Raw genomic sequence first — 17,243 nt, forward strand, 5'->3', positions numbered from 1 at the left:
TATGAATATTTGATTTATAAAATTGATATAAAAGATAAATATATTTTGGATGCAGGTTGTGGCGTTGGATTTGGAAGTTTGCTTTTTGCCAAAAACAAAGCTCAAAAAGTCTCCGGAATCAGCGTGAGTGATTTGGAAATAGAAAGTGCAAATCGAAATAAAAATAAATATGATTTTGATAACGTTGATTTTGAAGTCAGTATTTTTGAAGATGTGCCATCTTGTAGTTATGATTTAATTTTTTGTGTTGAATCACTTAAACATGCCTTAGACTTTGATAATGCATTTAATACACTATTGAGCGGTTTAAAAACTAATGGGAAGTTAATCATTGTAGATGATTTTTTTGAAAATGAAATGACAAAAACCGGCAAGGCCTTTATGTCAGATTGGAATTTGAATTTTTTATTTGCATTATCACATTTTTCTAATATACCCCGGGAATTTAAATTAGAAGCAGAGGATTTAACGCATTTTATGCCTAAAAAATCTTTGCTTAAAATCAATATGCAACTTCTTTTTTTTAAGCTGTTAAATAAATCTTTATTTAAAAAACTTTTTAAAGGCGGATTGTTGCTTGATAAAATGTATGCTGAAAAAGTAATGAAGTATCAATTAATTATTATAACAAAGGAAGTTTGAAAAATACATTGATATATACTTTTTTAGGTATTCTGCCTCCAGTTATTGGCTTTGTTTTATTACCTGTGTTTTTAAAATATTTAACTACAGATCAGTATGTAATATTGTCATTGTCGAATGCTTTTTTTGCTGTAATTTCAATAGTTTTAAGTTTAAAAGTGGATCAGGCGTTAAGACATATTTATTTTTATGAATCTAATAATGCGCCTAAACAGTTGGCACTGTTTAGAAATTTGTTTAGTTTTCAGATTCTTCTTTTTTGTTTTTGGATTGTTGTTTTGTATCTGTTTGGGGATCAATTATTTCATCTTATTTTTAAAAACAACTTTTCATTTTTCCCATATACGTTTGTGATGATGCTATCGTTGTGTGTAGGTATGTTGAATGGTTTTTATTTCATCTATTTACAAAACAAATTAGAAGTTAAAAGGTATAGTTTCTATTTTATTGTCAATATATTACTTACACCTATTTTACAAGTGCTATGCATAAAAGTATTCAAATTAGATTTTTTATGGTTTTTACTTTCAGCGCTTTGTGCTAATTTGTTCGTGTTTTTGATGATTTTTTTTAACAACAGATTACTTTTTAAAATTGAGTTTTCAAAATCTATCATCAAAGAAGCTCTTAAGTTTTCGTTGCCATTTATTCCGTTTTTAATTCTATACAATTTAGAAAATCAATTAGACAGGTTTTTTATAGAGAAGTTTTTAAGGCTGGAAGATTTGGCACGCTATTCAGTTTTGTTAGGAATCTCAAGTGCTGTTTTTATGCTTTTTAACAGTTTGGATAATGCTATACGACCGGAACTATTTGAGATACTTTCTAAAAAATCAGAAGATTTTGAATTGTTAATTCAAAAAAAAATAGATTTTTATATTTTAATAGGTCTTGTAGCATTAAGTTTTTTAGCTGCTTTTGGTACAAATATTCATTGGTTTTTAAATCATCCTAAATATAACGGTATCAGTTTATATTTTCCTTTAATAGTACTCGCATTTTTGCCATTAATTTTGTTGCGCTTTTGGGCTCTGATTTTAAGTTATGAAAATAAAATTAATTACTTTACAGTTGGTAAAATTGTATTGATGACAATTCTATTTTATTTTTTAATACCCATGTTAAAAATTAATGGCGCATTAATTACGATAGGGGTTTCAAATTTGTTGAATGTTTATATTTTTTATAAAATCATTCATGCCAAAGTGCTTCCCAGTCACAAGATTTATTTTTGTATTGCCCTATTTATATTTTTAAATAGTATGATGTTATTTTTGAACAAACCGACACTTGTACCTTTAATAGCTATTCTTCAATTTGGCGTTTTTATTTTAATATTTCTAATGATATATCAGAAAGAATTAAGAAAAACAATATCAACCATTAAAAATAATCTGATATGAAAGTTAAAGCCGTTTATTGGGACTTGTTATTAAATATAAAAGAAACCTATCAAACTATTAACGTATCGACAGAAATGTTAATTATTACTCATGATTACAATGTCATAAAAAGTACAAATATTGTTTTATCAGACTATCTGGCTGCTATTTCTTTTTATTCTAACAATGCGAATGATGATTTTTTTAAAGTTTTATACGGTAACGGAGTTTCAAGGAAGCTGAAAAAAATTTTAGACCTGTATTTGGGATATATATTAGTAAACAAACATTCCAAAACACCTTTTACCTGTGTCCATTTGGCACAAACTATTGACGGTAAAATTGCAACTATATCCAGAAAATCAAAATGGATTGGTAATGAAGAAAATTTAATTCATGCCCATCGAATAAGAGCATTGGTTGATGCAATACTTATAGGAGGTAATACATTTAGAATCGATAAACCCAAGCTGGACGTACGGCTTGTAAAAGGCAAAAGTCCTATTAAAGCCATTATTGCAAACTCAACTTTAGAGCTTGAAGATTTGACACCAGGAAAGACATATCTTTTTAGTAACAAAAAGCTGTCATACAATAATTTACACAAAGATATTGAAATAGTAAATATCGATGATACATTTGGATATATTCCTACAAAATCATTATTAGAAGTTCTGAAACAAAAAGGCATACATTCAGTTCTTGTAGAAGGAGGGCCTTTAACAATTAGAAGGTTTATAGAAGATAAAATGTTATCAAGAATAGAATTTCATATTGCTCCAATGCTATTTGGTTCAGGTAAGAATGGAATTGAACTTCAAGAAATCCATGATCTGGATGAGGCGATACGTTTAAATAACCCAAAGTATTACAATATAGGAAATGCGATAATGATAGTTTCAAATTTATAATTATGACGACAGTAAAAGCATTTTGGCATAACAATAAAAACACATCAGAAATAAAAACTGAAAATATTGATTTTAGTGATATAAATCAAGCTGTTAACTTAAGCTCCAGATATTCGTCAATAAGTTTAGGTACAGAGAAACTCGTTGCGAAAGGTGAAATACCCTTAGAACTTTATAATAAAATGAAAGTCAATTATATGACAGGTAGTTTTGACTTTCCTATAAAATATGGCTATTCATTAGTCGGTCAAACAGAAGATAACAGCTGGGTACATGTTATGCATCCACATCAAAATCAAATTATAGTTAATGATTATGATTGTTATTTTTTTTCTCCAGAAAAAATAGACCCTATCGTTGCTACACAGTTTTCTAACCTGGAAACGGTAATTAATGCTATTTGGACATCTAAAGTAAAAAATACAGATGTGGTTTTAGTTTGTGGTACAGGAAGTATAGGTATTTTATTGGCACAAACAATAAAAAAATATATTGGAGCAACAGTATATGTTCATGAAACAAACCCAATAAAAAAAGAAAAATTAAAAGACCTTGGATTTGATTTATGCACAAACAATATCGAATATGATATCACATTTAATGTATCAGCGAACGAACGAGGCTTGCAATATTGTATTGATCATACAGTCGAAGAAGGAAAGATAATTGAGTTAAGCTGGTATGGAAACAATCCTGTTGTGTTGCAATTAGGCGGAAATTTTCATTATAAAAGATTACAAATTATAAGTTCACAAGTATCTGCAATACCAAACGAGAAAAAAGAAACTTACGACTTTTTAACTAGAAAACAATTAGTAGAAAATTTGCTTACAACTATTGATTATAAGTCATTTATCTCAAATATTATTTCTTTTGACCAGCTGCCGGCTTATTTCGACCAAATCAGAAAAAATCAACCTAATAACGATTTTATAACTATAGTAAAATATTAAACCAAACTTAAAGATATGTATTTTGTAAAAATTAGAGAAAGCATGATGATTGCCCATTCCTTAAAAGATCCTTTTTTTGGACCGGCACAAAATGTTCATGGTGCAACGTTTGTTGTAGATGTAACATTTAAAACCAAAACTATAAACCAGCACAATGTTGTCATAGATATAGGTGTAGCCCATAAAGTGGTAAAAGATATATTGTCAAAACTAGACTATCAAAATTTTGACGACTTAGATGTTTTTAAAGGCAAACTCACTACCACAGAGTTTATAGCCCGATACATATATGATGAAGTGAGTTTAAGCGTAAAATCTTACTTTGAAGGAAAAATAAACGTTTCAATAAAAGAAAACCCAAATGCATGGGCCGGTTTTGATGAGGATTAGTACAGTAAAAAGCTTTGAAAAACACTACACTCTATAATTATTAACCAGAACAAGCAGCCTAATAAACAATTAAACAATATACTTTTATGATCGCAGTTGCTATTTATTTATTCCTTAATTTTTTGCTATTTGTTCCTTTGTATTTTTTCAATAAAGAAACCTCAACCTTTTTACCCATAAAACAAATCCTCAGAGAAAAAAGCTTACGATCAGTAATTGCCACATTATCAGGGCGAGTGAATAAAGACATATTCCGAGTAAACTTAGAATACACAATCATTATACTCTTGCTGTCCATATTCAAAAATTATATTAATTTTCAATATGTAGCTGTCCCATATCAAATATATTATATACTTACCTTAATTGTATTTTATTATCATTATAGTATTTATGGCATTTATAATACTTTTCCAGCTATTAATTCTGATTTTCAGCTCATCATCCAGGGTGTAAAAATCGCATGGGCTGGCTATAAAAAACAATTACTGCTAGGTATTTGTGGCTTTTTAATTTTACTAGTTCTCATAATTGAGTTAAACACAATTTTGCTGACAGAAATTCAAAACACCAATGCCATTATGTTAGAGATATTTGCATGTATTATTATAATCATAATTCTGAGGCATTTCTTTTTTCGTCATGCAAACTATATTTATTTGCAGAAAGAGAGTGATTTTGAACAATCTTCAGCCATGGAAATTCAGGCACTTTCATTTTTAATTAGTTCTAATATCTTTTTTAGTAAAAAAGCAAAGAGTGAGCTAGCATTAATACCTGAAATGTATAACAAAACGCAACTTATAATTAAGGCAGATCAGACGCTAAAGCAAAGTCCTAACATTTATTTTATAGCCCTTGAATCCTACGGTGCCATTTTATACGAAAATGAAGCATATACCCAACCATACATTGAATTATTGGAAACCTTGCACCAAACAATTAAAAATGATCAATGGCACTCTGCAACTTTTTTATCAAATTCACCTGTAAGTGGCGGAGGCTCATGGATGGCTTTTTTTTCAGTTCTCAAAGGAATACAAATAAAAACAGATTCTCTTTACCGTAAATTAGTTCATCTAAGGGATGAGTATCCTGTACAATCCATCTTTACCGTATTAAGAAAATTTCAATACAGCACCTTTTTGGTTTCAGGAATTGGAGGGTTTGAAAATTTAAAAGTACCATGGAAAGAAATTTTAGAATTTGCAGACGTACAAGATGTTGTTACCCACAAAGATCTTAATTATACTGGTCCTTCATTTATTTTAGAGTCAGCACCTGATCAATACTTTCTCAATCGGTCAATTCAAATCATGAAAGAAAAGAATCAGGGTAAGCCCCTCGCTTTTTTTGTAGAAACGCTCAATTCCCATTACGATTTTTATACCCCCACCGTAATCCTGGATCAATGGGAAGACTGCAATACAACTTCTTTAGAGCATTACAAAACAACAGATCCAAAAAACAATAACAAAGAGAACTACTTTGAAGCCATTAAATATCAGTTAAAGACCATTGAAAACTTAATTGTAAACGAACCGCAAGATACTATTTTTGTCATTTTCGGAGATCATCAGCCACCGATGCTAACAACGGATCAGAATTCTTTTAAAACGCCTGTACACATCATTTCAAAAAACAAAGATTTTATTGCATTATGGCATCAAAAAAAGTTTTCAAATAACCTCATCGTCGATATTGAAAAAACGCCAATCGTCCATCACCACGAATTAAAAAACTTATTTCTAGAATTCTTTTTGCAGCAATATTCAGTCTAAGGACATGCAATATTAGATCTTGGATATCATACTAACTGAAGCACTGATTCTGTCGCATCTATCAGAATCAAATACAAATGTTTAAGGAATTCAAAAGCTAAACTGCTAATTTACAAAATGATTTAAACATGGTCAACCTAGTCTAACCATTTGATTCTTTCTCAGCATATGCACAACTTCAATTCCACTCAATTTTCATATAGCTGATTCAAAACTTTTAAAGCCTAATCCGTTTTGTATACGCCATTTGATAAAACGATGATCGTGTTCAATAATATTATTGAGATATTTACACTGTCGGATCTTAATATTTGAGAACGAACGCTTGTTATAGACTCTGATAGCGGCAGTATTAGAACCGCTTTTATCAATATTAATTACTATCGGCCTGTAGTTAGTATTCATTTTGGATGAGCTTAAATTTATAAAGATAAAAGTTATTACCAAATGCGACAGAACCACTATTTTCTTACTTAAAAATTTGGCCAATAATTTTTCCAATATCAGCAAAATCATCAAGATTACTTACCGATCTTTTTTCTATAACCGTATTATCAATTTTTGAGAAAGGATAAATTAATAAATAATTGTTATTATGGAGTTTTTTATTCAAAATTTCAGGCACTTCTTTCATCTGAGGAAAATAAGAATGCATACCCCTGTCAGCCATTAGAATGATAAGCCCTTCATCTTCTTCAAGACTGCTTGCCATATTTTCAGCCTCCTGCCAGGAAGTTACAGCATTAAAAACAGCTTCAATATTTGCCTTTTTAATAATGCTTTTCAATACATCAAGAGTTTTATCGTTTGCATAAAAACTCATTTTAGCACCCGAGTTTTTTCCGATATTCCAAATCCTTAATAAACAATGGAAAAAACCTGGTTCGCGCTCCGCATCGGCAGGAATAAGAACAACATATTTTTTAATAGTTGACACTGGCTGGACCGCATGATAGATAATTAAATTTATATGTTTATTTTGCAGGTAACCGTTATAAAGATTATAAATAAAAGAGGGTGAAAATCCTTTTTCTTCTTCAAGACCAATGATCAGATCCGTAATATTCTGTTCTTTTACGACATTATTAACACCCGCAATTACATCATTGTCATGTCGTGTTATCGGATTTATTTTAACATCCGCAGCTGCGCCCATATTTACAGCTTCACCCAGGAGTTTTTCTGCATTTTTTGAAGACGACTCACTTTTTTCTTCATTAATCACATTAAGTGCGAAAATCTTGTCTTTATTACTTTTATTTTTTATAAGAAGTCCCAGATTAACCATTTTCTCAACAGTATGCTCATGATTTACAGCCAGCAGGATCTTTTCTTCTTCATCACCTGTACCCGCCGCAGTTTCTTCTTTATCAGCATCGGCAATCCTCTGGGCACTTGCCATTGATACAAAGGATGAAATAGTACAGGAAACCAGGATAAGTAGAATACTGCCATTAAGCACATGTTCGTTTAAAAGCCTCACAGGCTCGCCTGCTTCATTTTCAGATAAAATAATATTATATCCTACCATTACAGATGCAAGTGTCGCTGCTGCAGAGGCGGCGCTCATTCCAAAAATAAGCCTGCCTTCATCATCTGTAAAATTAAATGTCTTTTTAGTTAAGATAGCTGCTGCGTATTTTCCTCCTATTGAAGCAATAAGCATAATTGAGGCTACCCCCAGTGTTTCCCAGCTCTGGATAAAAGCGTTAAAATCAATCAGCATACCAACACTGATCAGGAAAAAAGGAATAAAAATAGCATTGCCCACGAATTCTACCCTGTTCATAAGTGATGAAGTGTGAGGTATAAGTCTGTTTAGAGCAAGACCAGCAAAAAATGCTCCGATAATGGCTTCTATTCCTGCCAATTCTGCCAGTAAGGCTGCAAGGTATATCATTACAATTACAAAAATATACTGCGAAATCTTATCTTCTACATTCTTAAAAAACCAGCGTGCTATGATGGGGAAAAGAAGTAAAACTACTAAAGCAAATACCAGCATGGAAGCAGATAATGTAACCCAAAATGAAGTACCTACTTCTCCCTGTGACATACCTACTACAACAGCTAATACTACTAGTGAAAGTACATCTGTAATCATTGTTCCGCCTACCGTAACATTTACTGCCAGCTTTTTTGCTATTCCGAGTTTACTCACCATTGGATATACAATAAGAGTGTGTGACGAAAAAAGACTGGCAAACAATACCGAGGTTAAGAGCGAAAAATGAAGTACATAATATCCGCCTATAAGTCCCAGGGCAAATGGCACAATAAAGGTATACAGCGAAAAAGTGATACTCTTCCATTTATTTTTTTTAAAGTCACCCATGTCTATTTCCAGTCCTGCCAGAAACATTATATACAGCAGTCCTGTAGTACCTGTTACCACTACGCTGCTGTCTCTGGCAAGAACGTTAAATCCATTTGGACCTATAACGGCACCAGCTATAATGAGGCCAAGCAGATGCGGCACTTTTATTTTATTCAGTAAAAGCGGAATACATAAAATAATAATGAGTTCGATAAGGAATTTTAGCACTGGATCTTCAATAGGAAGACTGACGTGTTGTATACTTAATAACATAAATTATTTTTTTTGAGGAAGTGTAAGTTCTACCGCGAATCTGGCAGAACAGTTATCCTGTCCGGTAATAGTCTGCGTGCCTTTAATAATATTTTCTTTGATATCATCAAGAACCACATTCATTTTCACTCTGTTTTTAGAAACACTGTCACTGCTGAATTCAAGCATTATTTTATTTTTTAGGAATTTTGCCTTAAATACCCTGACCAGCTTTTTATTATTTAGAACATTCGTATAAGTTCCAGTAGAATCAGATACAAATTCCCAGGCTTCATTACGCTGGTCTCCTATAACGTACTGGCTGCAGTTTGATTCTCTGCACAGCATCTTACTGTTCCAGAGGCCTTTAATCGATTCCGGCCATTCCGTAATTAATTCAGCATTGTTATTTATAGTGTCTTTTAAAGCAAAGATGCTGTCGCGCATAGAGAGTAATGCATTATAATCTGCTTCTTTTTTTTCAAATTCTTCTTCCTTTAAAATTATAGCCTTTTCTCTCTTCAGCAGCTCCTGTTCTTTTCTGTTTTCGCATGAAATAAAAATACAGGCAAGAATTAATAATAGAGGTAATTGTTTCATAAATCTTTTTTTGGATATACAATTTAATCAAAATATACCGCTATACAAAATAAAAGAAACCTTAAAACAATAAGCTCACATTAAAGCTCATATAGAAAATAAGAATAAATCAGTAAATTTCAATTAAAGTAAGCCTACGAAATTAAAAAAGATTACAGTAAATTAGTTTAAAACTTACAACATCATGGTTATGTTATCGACAATCTAAACGAGTTTTGGGTAGACAATCAGGCATTTATATTGATGGCAGCCGTAGTCTATGTTATTGCGACAATTTTTCGAAAAGGAGTTGAAATCCAAAACGATAACGATTTAACAGTGTAAGCTATGCCAATAATTGTAAACCTGGATGTGATGATGGCAAAACGAAAAGTTTCTCTGAATGAACTTTCTGAAAGAGTTGATTTGACATTATCTAATCTTTCAATATTAAAGACTGGAAAAGCTAAGGCGATCCGCTTTAGCACCTTGGAAGCTATTTGTAGAGCTTTGGACTGCCAACCGGCCGACATCTTAGAATATGTTAATGATAAGTAAACAGCGACCACTGACAACCACTAACCGTAATCGCAGAGATTTAGGTAAATTTACGTTGTGATAATCAATATATCGATGTGGAACGAGAATTTGAGCGAAAAATGAAAACGGAATAATATCATTATCAGTAATTAATATATTACAATACAGTCAATAATAAAAACCTCCAAACTTTTTTGGAGGTTTTTTATTTTGTACTTTTAATAAGTTCGAATCAAAATTGAATTTAAATTCTGATAATTTATCACATCTGTAAATAGTAGTTCAATTATTTTATTTTAGTTGCAAATTGATCAATCGGCAGGCGGACTTTTGACATGGAAGCCAGATAATCGTTTGCAGTATCGCGATAGCCCAAAGAAATAATGACAGAAGCATGAAAATTCTTTTCTGACAAACCCAAAACATTATTAAATAACTCCGGATCAAAACCTTCCATAGGAGTAGCATCTACTTTAAGCTCAGCCGCTGCGATTAAGGCAGTTCCAAGGCCAATATAAGCTTGTTTAGCAGACCAAATCGCGTGTTGCTCGGGAGTTTGAGTGATAAAAAAAGAAGTCACTGCATCCTTTAAAGGATTTAGAGCTCCAACTTCCAAAGCGCGTTTTTTTTCCATCATTGCTACGTAATCTGCAATGTACTCGCTGGTTATATTGTTAAATGCAGCAAAAACAAGTAAATGAGAAGAATCCAAGATCTGAGTATTGAATGATCCCTCCGCTAATTTTTGTCGTATTTCAGGATTAGTTACCACGATAAGACGATAAGGCTGTATCCCGCAGGAAGAAGCGCTAAGGTTGATGGCTTCGATGATTTGGTCAATCTTGTCTTCACTAACCAGTTCATCTGTGTATTTCTTAACAGCATATCGCCATTGTAAATTTTTAATCAATTCCATATTTGTATAATTTTAATGCAAAGCTATATCAGTTATGTGTATATTTGTCACTAAGTGACAAAAAGTTATAGTGACAAATGGGTAACCACCTAAATAATATGGAACAGAAATTTGAACCAATAAAAGATTGCGCCCATAAAATATTGGCGATCAGCGATACAATGGATATTTTAAATGGAAAATGGAAAATGTCCATCGTTGCCTGCTTGTGCTATAAGCCAATGCGCTATTCCGAACTGCTGAATGAGGTTAAAGGTATTTCCGGCAAAGTGCTCAGTCGCGAATTGAAAGATCTGGAAATAAATGAGCTTATTGAGCGTAGAGTGTTAAGCACTGCGCCTGTTGCCGTCGAATATCGAATTACAGAGTACGGCAATTCGCTTAAAGATCTCACCAATACAATTGCTGATTGGGGATTCATTCACAGAAAACGCATCATTAGTAGAATGAAAAAGGATTGAGCTGTTTATCACTAGTTACTGCAGGTTGCCGTTGTACATTCCTTCGTCAAAATGGACTGCATCTGTTTGTGTGATAAACAATACAATATCGCTTGTTTTAACAGCCTTCAAAAAATCTACTAATCTATTAATTCTTTCTCATCAACTAAATCACAGGTGCAACATAACATTTTTGAAATCATAATTTCACTTTTTAAAGAAGGTTAATCTCTATAAATTCAACATAAAAACTGTTATAAGAATGACTAACTGTAAGCTTAGAATGAAATTATAAAAGTTTACTTTTATTCTCTTAAAATATCAATATTATTTCCAATGTATTTTACAGAGATATTTGTTTCCGCTTTTTCGAGACCAACACCGTTTGATTCATTAACCCAAACGATATTGAATACCCTGTTTTTAATTAACCCATTAAAGATTTTGCCTTTCCGTTTTCCAATTGTAAGGGTTTGTTTTTGCTCATTCCATTCAAAAGGTATAATCGAAAAAGCTCCTTTCTCATAGTTGTAATTTACTCCTTCATCTTCATAAAGTTCAAACTTGCCATCTGATCCTGTATATATTCTAATTTCAAGATTTTCAGCAGGCTTTTCATTTGCGTACTGTATTTTTTCACCCATTGGAATTACAGAACCCGATTTTACATATAGAGGAATAGTTGAAAGAGACGAAGCTGTTTGTATTGTTTGTCCGCCTTTATATTGTTTTCCCGTCCAAAAGTTAAACCATACTGATTGATTTTCTGGCAAGTAAACATCCCAGTTTTCCATACCTTCTGAAACAACTGGCGCCACAAGAAACGCAGATCCAAACATATACTCATATTTTTGCTGAAGTGCTTTCGTATCATTTGCAAAATCCATTATCAGTGGACGCATCAAGGTTCCGTTTTTAAATGTTATGTCTGCTGCTTGGGAATAAATATACGGAAGCAAACGATAACGAAAGTTTAAATATTTTAAAGATTCGGCTTCTACTTTCTCACCATATCTCCAAAACTCAGTATTTGTTTCATATCCATGTACTCTTTGTAGCGGAGAGAATGTAGCCAACTGAAACCATCTTAAAAAACGTTCGTGAAATTTAGTATCCGTAAATTGGCTTTTGCCCGGACGGAAAAATCCTCCTGCATCAAAAGTCCACCAAGGCAATCCTGTTATTGAATAATTTAATCCAGCAGTTAGCTGTCGACGTAGGGTTTCCCAATCGTTACCTACATCTCCAGTCCAAACAGCTGCTGCATAACGCTGTTGGCCTGAAAATCCGCTTCTGGTAAGAATAAAAACCCTTTTATCCGGAGCATCTTTACGAGAACCCTCATAAACTGTTTTTGTTACATACATCGGATACACATTTCGCATTTGCTCTCCGGGAATTGTTCCATTATTTATTTTTCTGTTTACCAAATCATCATTTTCCGGTTCAGTAGCATCCTGCCACCATGCATCAATTTCATAAGGTTTTAATAGTTTTTTACTAAAGTTTTTCCAATAATAATTTGCAGCATCAGGATTAAAAAAATCAACCCATTCTGTATTTGGGATATAGTATTTTTTGTTACTAAACTCTTTACCAAGAACACTTTCTTTATCAATTTTGGACCAAACGGAAAGCATTAGTCGCATATTCATTTGATGTAATTCTTTTACCATTGCAGACGGATCAGGATACATTTTTTCATCAAATTTCATCGAATTCCAACCGTATTTACCCCAATATTGCCAATCCTGAACAATTAAATCCATTGGCAATTTTTTCTCCCTGAATGCTCTGGCATTCTCAAGCAAATCATCTTGAGTAGTAAAACGTTCACGGCAATGAATATAACCCAATGCCCATATGGGCATAAGCGGAGCCTGTCCTGTCAGATTACGATAGCTTGAAATAACCTCATCTGAATTTCCGGCAAAAACGACATAATCCAATCTATCAGCGACAGGTGACCTAAAGACTGTTTCATTTGTAACTCTACGATAATACACTACGGGGAGATCATTTTTTTCTCCTGTAACTGTAATTTCGTGTTTACCCGCTGTTAGTTTAACCAATGTACTGGTTGTGGGCGGCAGCCAATGATTCTTAAAATTAAGAATCTCTTGACCGTCAATTGTCAATTGCCATTTTCTGGCCATTTTTTGTCCCACATCCAGCAGAATAGCGTATTCATCTGTATCTTTAATAGTGAAATTTCCGGTAAAAACACCGTCCTGACGAGTTTCCTTTTGTGTTCCGTTGGTAGTCGTAACAGCAACAGTTATCGCTTCCCCACTTATACCTGCAGGCTTTAATTTAACAATACTATCAGCAGGATTAAAATCAGTAAGACCATAATTATGCCATAGCAAACCATAACCTTTGCTTGACATTATAAATGGAATAGCAATTTGTGTATTCACTTGGGTCAGTCTTCTGGGTAATCCCTTAATATTTAAATATCCGTCCTGAAACTGACCTGTTCCAAAAATATATTCGTCGGGTAAAGTGCTAAAACCTTGTTCAACAATTTGGCAAGGTACACCTTGTACTGAACTTGGTTTCAAAATACGACTATCAGGTTTCTCGCTAAGAAAAACTTTTCCCTCATGGTCGCGATAAGACAATGCTCCAGTCTTTTTATCTACTGCAATAATCATTTTTGATATAGCAATTTCAATTAGTGAGTTGGATTCAGAAACCTTAAAATCAGGTACTTTAACTTTCGAAGTAAAAACTAATTCAGGAATTTGATTTTTCATTTCCAAGCCATACTGAATCCTTACGGTATTTTCGGTTAGAGGACTTAAATGCAGTTCACCTTTCTCGAAAGCTATAATTACTTTATCTTTATATTTCTTATAGCTCTTAACCACTTGTCCAATACAAAATATTGGAATCAGGAAGACAAATAGAATGGTTATTTTTTTCATTTAATCTTTATCTAGAATTATAAAACAAAATCAATTTACATTATGATAAAATTTCCAAAGCATTCGCATAAGAAGCTTCTGGTTTTTGATTTGGAAAATATACTTCAAGAGAATTTGAATTCTGCTTGAATTTCAGTTTTTGTCCTGTACTAACTAGTCTAATCTCTCTTATTTCCTCTATATGATGTAGGTTAGATTTACCCAGATTTTTAATAATTGCAGTACCGCTTTCCGGCCATGCCATTACAGTAGCATAAAGTATTTTATCTTTTTGAACAAAACGAATATCTTCTGATGTAAAGGGTTTTCCTTTTCCTTCATTAAAACCTTGAGCGGTTAAAGCTCCGGCGCTGCCTAGCTGAGGGCCTTCGCCAAATATTTTCCAAGGACGAGTACCATAAATACTTTTGCTATTTAGTTTCATCCAAACACCAATTTCTTTTACAATCTGTCGTTCTAATTCGTCGATACTTCCATCTCCTCTTACTGGAATATTAAGCATTAAATTCCCATTTTTACTTACTGCATCAATCAGGGTATGAATAACTGTTTTAGCTGACTTATATTGCTTCCTTTCGTAAACCCCACGATCATAATGCCAGTTACCAAGACAAGTATCTGTCTGCCAAGGCAAAGGTTCAATATCGTTACCTTGTCCTTTTTCGATATCCCAAACCAAGGCTTTTTTTTGCTGTGCATCTAATATTTTACCTGTGATTACCGCTTGAACGGTTTTATTTTTTTGGAGACTTTTGTTATACATGTGTGCCGCAATACGTAAACCTGCATCGCTGACAGGCCACAATGGTAATGCGGTATCGTCAAAATAAATCATATCAGGATTATATTTGTCAATCAAATCAATGGTTCGATCATAAAAATTCTCCATGTAAGCTTCCGAAGGCTTTGCTACTCCATTTCCCCAATTCCATTGGCCGTGTATCGCACCATTATCGGAGCTTCTTTCGCTTAATGGATGATTTTGGGCATATAATTCCTGAGGATCTAAACCTTCCCACCAAGTTCCTTTTCCATCGGCTTTAGTCAATTTTCCATCATAGGGCACTCCTGCTAAAGATCCATTTTTGTCAGAACGCTGAGCAGTTTCAAACCAAGTCCAGGCATGTGCTGCGTGAACACTAACAGCAAAAGGAAGACCTGCTTTGCGAGCGGCTTTTTCCCATCCTGCTATTATATCTTTTTTTGGACCTACTTTCGTCGAATTCCAATTCGGTTGATATTTACTATCATACAAATCCAAATTATCATGGTGATTCGCCATTGCCATAAAATATTTGGCACCCGAATCCTTATATAAATTAACCAGCTCTTCTGGATTCCAGTTATCTGCTTTCCAGACATTGATCACATCTTTAAAACCAAATTTTGAAGGATGACCGTATTTTTCAACATGATATTTATATTGCCAGGAATCTTCCTGATACATTCCTCTTGCGTACCAATCACCTGCTTCTGGCTCACATTGAGGTCCCCAATGCGCCCACATTCCAAATTTAGCATCACGAAACCAATCAGGCACTTGGTATTTTTCAAGCGAATCCCAAGTAGGTTCGAAAGGTCCTTTGAATGCAGAATTGTTAAAAATATTGATTTGTCCTAATAAAGGTGACAGATAGAGTCCAGCCAGGGCTGTTGTACCCAATTTTAAAGCATTTCGTCTGTTCATATTTTTATGATTTTATAATATTTTATATATTTCCGACTTCACCAATCATTAAAATAAGCTCATAATTTAATATTATGACATATATTTAATATATAAATTTTATTATTAGTTTTTTTTATTATTAATTTTAAAACAATTAACAACAAATATATTAATCTATTTATATATAAATTTTATTCAAAAACGACCTTTTATTATTCAAAAGCGGTATTTTTTAATTATAATGTTATTATGTCCAACAATACTTTTAAATATTCTTTTTCATTATTACATATTGATTATGTAAAACTTAATCATAATTGGAATTATAATAGTGTGATTAGTCCCTATTATCGAATTTATTATATAGATGAAGGAAATGGATTTATTTCTGACAGTTCAACCCGTTGGGCTTTAGAGCCAGGTTACCTGTATCTTGTTCCTAGTTTTACAATTTGTAATCTAAGCTGTGAGGTCTTTTTGAGTCAGTATTTTATTCAGTTTTTCGAAGAATCTCCTGATGGAATTTCTTTGTTCAACAATAATAGAAAAGTAATAAAATTAGCTAGTACAGAACTTGATGTAGCACTCATAAAAAAAATGCTGTATAATAATCCTGGAAGAGGAATCAATAGATCAGACAATCCTAAAGTATATGAAAAAGAAGCTTTTTATAAAGAATACCGCTCGCTAAATGATACAATGAAAACACATCTAAAGTTTGAAAACCATGGTATTCTTCTTCAATTAATTTCCAGATTTTTAAGCACAAAAGACTTTAGAACATTCAAACCCCAGGTTACATCTCCTAAAATATTAGATACGATGAGTTATGTACAGCTTAACATAAGCGAAAATATTACGGTTTCTCAGTTAGCCCGAAGAGTAAATCAGAATCAGGATTATTTTTCCAAACAATTTCTGACTCATACAGGACAAAGACCCATGAAATATATCCATGAAAAAAAAATTGAAAGAGCGCAATACCTCATCGCAACCAGTGATAAAACATTTTTGGAAATCGCTTTAGACACCGGATTCTCGAACTTGCCTCACTTTTCAAAAATATTCAAACAAATAGTGAGCCTGACTCCGGGAGAATATCGCTATCAGAATAATAAACCTTCTATGTGATTCTCTCCATATACATTCTATAAGGTCTTTTTTATTTTGTAAGTTGCTATTCTAGCAAAAAGATATTATTCACAATTAGACAAATCACATTATTTTAGTGATTGCCACAGTGGTATTTTAAAAAACAAAAAAGCTAGTATTAAATAAAAACTGTCGAATTTAGATTTGAATATCTATTTGATGTGGGAAACAGTTCCAGCATCAAAAGTGTCTTATTTTATTTGTATTTAATAGAAATGTTTAAGATTCCGACGACTGTTTTATTGGGAAAAAAACAGTAAAACCAACTCCGGCTCCTTTTACGGATTTAGCAACGATGGTTACCAAATGTTTTTCGATAATTCTTTTGCAAAAAGCCATACCAATACTAATCTTATTAAACTGTTCTGACCTTTGCAGGATCTGAAACA

The 17,243-nt window shown here is 32.7% G+C and carries 15 protein-coding genes; 9 read left to right on the forward strand and 6 right to left on the reverse strand.

The window, feature by feature from the left end; translation table 11 throughout:
- The first annotated feature begins 9 nt into the window (after positions 1 to 9).
- The 6 genes from RT99_RS00430 (at position 10) to RT99_RS25200 (ending at position 6,059) form a co-directional block, all read left to right on the forward strand.
- Positions 10 to 642: a class I SAM-dependent methyltransferase gene (locus RT99_RS00430; protein WP_165587171.1), complete on the forward strand. Its 633-nt coding sequence runs from the start codon at positions 10 to 12 to the stop codon at positions 640 to 642.
- On the forward strand, positions 639 to 2,045 hold the full coding sequence (locus RT99_RS00435) for an oligosaccharide flippase family protein (RefSeq protein ID WP_042562744.1): 1,407 nt from the start codon (positions 639 to 641) through the stop codon (positions 2,043 to 2,045). Before RT99_RS00430 ends, RT99_RS00435 begins: the two co-directional genes overlap by 4 nt.
- Entirely contained in the window at positions 2,042 to 2,935 is an 894-nt protein-coding gene (locus RT99_RS00440; protein ID WP_042562745.1) for a RibD family protein, read from the forward strand. Before RT99_RS00435 ends, RT99_RS00440 begins: the two co-directional genes overlap by 4 nt.
- Before the next feature lie 2 nt (positions 2,936 to 2,937).
- Entirely contained in the window at positions 2,938 to 3,888 is a 951-nt protein-coding gene (locus tag RT99_RS00445; RefSeq protein ID WP_042562746.1) for a hypothetical protein, read from the forward strand.
- A 15-nt stretch (positions 3,889 to 3,903) separates the two neighbouring features.
- A complete protein-coding gene (locus RT99_RS00450; RefSeq protein WP_042562747.1) occupies positions 3,904 to 4,278 on the forward strand; it encodes a 6-carboxytetrahydropterin synthase in 375 nt (124 codons plus the stop codon).
- 86 nt (positions 4,279 to 4,364) lie between these two features.
- Positions 4,365 to 6,059: a hypothetical protein gene (locus RT99_RS25200; protein WP_131494888.1), complete on the forward strand. Its 1,695-nt coding sequence runs from the start codon at positions 4,365 to 4,367 to the stop codon at positions 6,057 to 6,059.
- A 195-nt stretch (positions 6,060 to 6,254) separates the two neighbouring features.
- On the opposite strand, the gene RT99_RS25880 is transcribed toward RT99_RS25200, so the two are convergent.
- Genes RT99_RS25880 through RT99_RS00465 form a run of 3 tightly spaced genes read right to left on the reverse strand, consistent with a single transcriptional unit; the run spans position 6,255 to position 9,228 of the window.
- On the reverse strand, positions 6,255 to 6,575 hold the full coding sequence (locus tag RT99_RS25880) for a DDE-type integrase/transposase/recombinase (protein ID WP_082036897.1): 321 nt from the start codon (positions 6,573 to 6,575) through the stop codon (positions 6,255 to 6,257).
- On the reverse strand, positions 6,529 to 8,649 hold the full coding sequence (locus RT99_RS00460) for a cation:proton antiporter (RefSeq protein WP_042562749.1): 2,121 nt from the start codon (positions 8,647 to 8,649) through the stop codon (positions 6,529 to 6,531). The genes RT99_RS25880 and RT99_RS00460 overlap by 47 nt, the downstream gene beginning before the upstream one ends.
- A 3-nt stretch (positions 8,650 to 8,652) precedes the next feature.
- A complete protein-coding gene (locus RT99_RS00465; protein ID WP_042562750.1) occupies positions 8,653 to 9,228 on the reverse strand; it encodes a hypothetical protein in 576 nt (191 codons plus the stop codon).
- A 327-nt stretch (positions 9,229 to 9,555) separates the two neighbouring features.
- On the opposite strand from RT99_RS00465, the gene RT99_RS00470 reads away from it, so the two are divergent.
- A complete protein-coding gene (locus RT99_RS00470; protein ID WP_042562751.1) occupies positions 9,556 to 9,765 on the forward strand; it encodes a helix-turn-helix transcriptional regulator in 210 nt (69 codons plus the stop codon).
- A gap of 268 nt (positions 9,766 to 10,033) precedes the next feature.
- Here the strand turns inward: RT99_RS00470 and RT99_RS00475 are convergent, their stop codons facing one another.
- Positions 10,034 to 10,663 (reverse strand): nitroreductase family protein, encoded by a 630-nt coding sequence (locus RT99_RS00475; RefSeq protein WP_042562752.1) that lies wholly within the window; start codon positions 10,661 to 10,663, stop codon positions 10,034 to 10,036.
- A gap of 98 nt (positions 10,664 to 10,761) precedes the next feature.
- Here RT99_RS00475 and RT99_RS00480 point away from each other — a divergent pair, with 98 nt between their 5' ends.
- On the forward strand, positions 10,762 to 11,124 hold the full coding sequence (locus RT99_RS00480; protein ID WP_042562860.1) for a helix-turn-helix domain-containing protein: 363 nt from the start codon (positions 10,762 to 10,764) through the stop codon (positions 11,122 to 11,124).
- Positions 11,125 to 11,408: 284 nt separating this feature from the next.
- Here the strand turns inward: RT99_RS00480 and RT99_RS00485 are convergent, their stop codons facing one another.
- Both RT99_RS00485 and RT99_RS00490 read right to left on the reverse strand, forming a co-directional pair.
- Positions 11,409 to 14,033 (reverse strand): TIM-barrel domain-containing protein, encoded by a 2,625-nt coding sequence (locus tag RT99_RS00485; RefSeq protein ID WP_042562753.1) that lies wholly within the window; start codon positions 14,031 to 14,033, stop codon positions 11,409 to 11,411.
- A 40-nt stretch (positions 14,034 to 14,073) separates the two neighbouring features.
- Positions 14,074 to 15,720 (reverse strand): alpha-L-fucosidase, encoded by a 1,647-nt coding sequence (locus tag RT99_RS00490; RefSeq protein ID WP_042562754.1) that lies wholly within the window; start codon positions 15,718 to 15,720, stop codon positions 14,074 to 14,076.
- Between the two features lie 231 nt (positions 15,721 to 15,951).
- On the opposite strand from RT99_RS00490, the gene RT99_RS00495 reads away from it, so the two are divergent.
- Entirely contained in the window at positions 15,952 to 16,833 is an 882-nt protein-coding gene (locus RT99_RS00495) for a helix-turn-helix domain-containing protein (RefSeq protein WP_042562755.1), read from the forward strand.
- Positions 16,834 to 17,243 lie beyond the last annotated feature (410 nt).

The organism is Flavobacterium sp. MEB061 (assembly GCF_000834715.1).
Taxonomy (GTDB): domain Bacteria; phylum Bacteroidota; class Bacteroidia; order Flavobacteriales; family Flavobacteriaceae; genus Flavobacterium; species Flavobacterium pectinovorum.